Origin of the sequence: Stieleria sp. (assembly GCF_041595215.1) — a bacterium.
Taxonomy (GTDB): Bacteria; Planctomycetota; Planctomycetia; order Pirellulales; family Pirellulaceae; genus Stieleria; species Stieleria magnilauensis.
In genome coordinates this window covers 1-2838 of sequence record NZ_JBFHKV010001086.1, presented here as the reverse complement: position 1 = coordinate 2838, position 2838 = coordinate 1, and the positions used below count along the sequence as shown (strand labels likewise).

General features: G+C 60.4%; 1 protein-coding gene. It reads right to left on the bottom strand.

Translation table 11 applies throughout. The features are described from left to right. Positions 1 to 2838, bottom strand: a 2838-nt coding sequence (locus tag ABX749_RS28305) for a CARDB domain-containing protein (protein ID WP_372898984.1), incomplete at both ends; no start/stop codon positions are given.

Here is a 2838-nt window from a genome sequence, read left to right as displayed (position 1 = left end):
CGGCGTGCTGGCGTAATTGTTCCCGTCCAGATCGTTGGGCGCGTCGGGGTTCGTGTTCTCGGCAAACGACGCTTCATAGACGCTGCGATAGCCATCGGCATAAACCGTCAGGAAATACTGACCGGTCAACCCCTTGGGAATTCGCACCGTGGCCTCGGCCTCATACGACTGGCCGACCTGCAGGACACCGCCATGACGGTAGGACCCGATGAATCGATCGCCGCGAGCCGAATTGGGACCGTCCAGTCCGAGCGTCAACCACAGTTGATCCGTCCAGGCACCTGGATCGGTCACGCCCGCACCGCGGTTGGTGACCTTGTAACGCACCGTCAGCGAGGAATCATCGAACGCATCGCCGGGACCGGCAATGAAATCGGCGACCAAATCCGGCGGCGGAACGGGATTGGCATCGATCGCAATGGCTTGCGCATCGCGATTGTTTCCGTCGTTGGGAAATTCATCGACGGCGTTCTTCGCATCGGTTTCGACCAGCACGAACCAGTTGCCCGAGAGCGCGCGGGGGATCGAGAAAGTCGCGGAACTGCTGTACTCGGTCGCCTGTCCCGATGTTGTTCCGACGAACCCGAGCGCGGATCCATTTTGAAGTTCTCCCAGCAAGATCGCCCCCGACGTGCTACTGGACGAAGACGACAGCCAGACACGATCGACCCAGCGACTGCCGGCCGAAGGCGTGTCGGCGGTACCGGCGTTGCGGACGGTGAACGTGACATCGATGGACGTCCCCGCGGTCACGCCCGCCGGGTACTCGCTGGTCACGTCCACTCGTAAGTCGGGCCGCGGTCGGAAGTTCAATTGGAACGGATCGGAGAACGAGGTGTTGTCCAACTCGTTCGCCTCGAGCACTCGGTTGGTGACATCGGTTTGGACGAACAGACGAAACTGGCCGGTCGCACGCGGCAACGTCACAAGCTCGGTTCGCGCGACCGATTTGCCCGGTTCCAAGGGATCGGCGACGGCGAAGCGTCCCAATTCGAATGTCTGTGATCCGTCGGTCGATTGCAAATAGACGCGATCGGTCCAGCCGTTTTCGGTGGTGCCATTGGCGTCGATTGAATCATTCAGCACGGTCCAACTGATTTCGATCTGAGTGCCATCCTGGAAACCGGCTGGGGAATTCGGAACGACAATGGAGCCGTCTTGGACGACCAAATTGGCCGTCGGCGGCACGAACAACACGTCGACTGCATCGCTGCGCCCCTGATTGCCTCCGCTCGCGTCGATGCCCGAATACAAGAATTCGTAGGGACCGCCGGTGCGAACAAACACGTAGTACTGGCCATCCAAATCGCGGGGCAGATCAAACGCCTCCGTTCGCGTATACGTCGCACCGACCGCCAGCGCCCCGCCGTGGGTGCTGCTGCCGATCAATCGCAAGCCGCTGCCGTTTTCATTCTTGCTGACGTAGATGTAGTCGATCCAGGTATCGCGATCGGTCGTCGCGATGCCTCGGTTGCCGATCGTCCAATTGACTTCCAGTGGCAAACCCGCGGTCGCCGATTGCCCACCGGTCACGGACACCGATTCGACAAACAAGTCGCTGTAGGGTGCGGTGGTGACATCGACGTTGTTTGTCGGTGAACCGACGTTGCTGGCGTGCCCGTCGAGTTCGTAGACGACATCGCCGACGTCCGTTTGAACGAACAAGGTGAACCGACCATTGGTCCGCGCGGCCAGGGGAATGATTTCTGTTCGCGTGTAGGACTGGCCGTCCGGAACGGCGCCGAAATGCTGAAAATCGCCCAGCACGATGTCGTCAGCGTCACCCAGAATGTCGTCGTTGGACAGGACGACGCGATCGGTCCAACTGGTTTGTCGCCCCGGTCCGGCACCGACGTTTTGGACGGTCCACGACACGGTTAAATCCACCGGGTCGCCGATCAACAAGTCCGGCGCGACCACTTCGCTGACCGTTAGATCCGCATAAGGGAATCCGGTGATGTCAAATTCCAGCGTCGCGATCCCCGTCGATTCTCCATCGCCCTCGTTGACCGTGTTGTCCGCATCGGGAACGACGATCAAATAGTTCGTACCGGCGACGCCATCGGGCAGCTTGACCGTCAGGCTGCTCTGAATTTCGCCGCCGACCGGCAGACCGCCCGCACTCGATTTCTGACCCAAAGCGACATCGTCCGCGGACAGCGTCGAGTCGGCCGACAGATAGACGCGTTCGATCCACGGTGCTGCGGCGGTGGCATCGCCATCGTTTCGCGTCGTCCAGCTGACGGTCAGGTTTTCGCCGCTGGTGGGCGTGACGCCCGCGTCGATCGCGACGCCCATGGACACCAAATCGGGAAGCGGTGTCAGTGCCACGCCGACCTGCGTGTTGCTGGCCGAAATGTTATTGCCTTCCGCCGTCGGTTCGTCGACTCGATTGGTCGCATCGGTTTCGACAAGCACATAGTAGTTACCGACCGCGACATGGGCGGGAATCACGGGACTGGCGGTCATCGTGTAGGACGCATCGCTGGCCAGACTTCCCGTGTGGGTGTAGCTGCCCAAGAAGGTGTCGTTGCCGCGCACGTTGTCGCTGCTCAAATAGAGGCGATCGGTCCAACTGTCGACCAACGTGGTCGCCGTGCCGTCGTTGCGGACCCGCCAAGTCACCTTCAGCGTGTCGCCGATGAACGCGGATGCTGGAATCGAAATCGCATCGACGATCAAGTCCGCCGGAGGGTCGGCTTCGGCGATCGTGATGGCTCTTGACAGCGTGTTGTTCATCTCGTCTTCTTCGAAAACCTGATTGCTGTGGTCGGTTCGCATGAAGACGTAATAATCACCGGCAATGCCGAACGGAATTGATGCTTCGATGGACGCGGT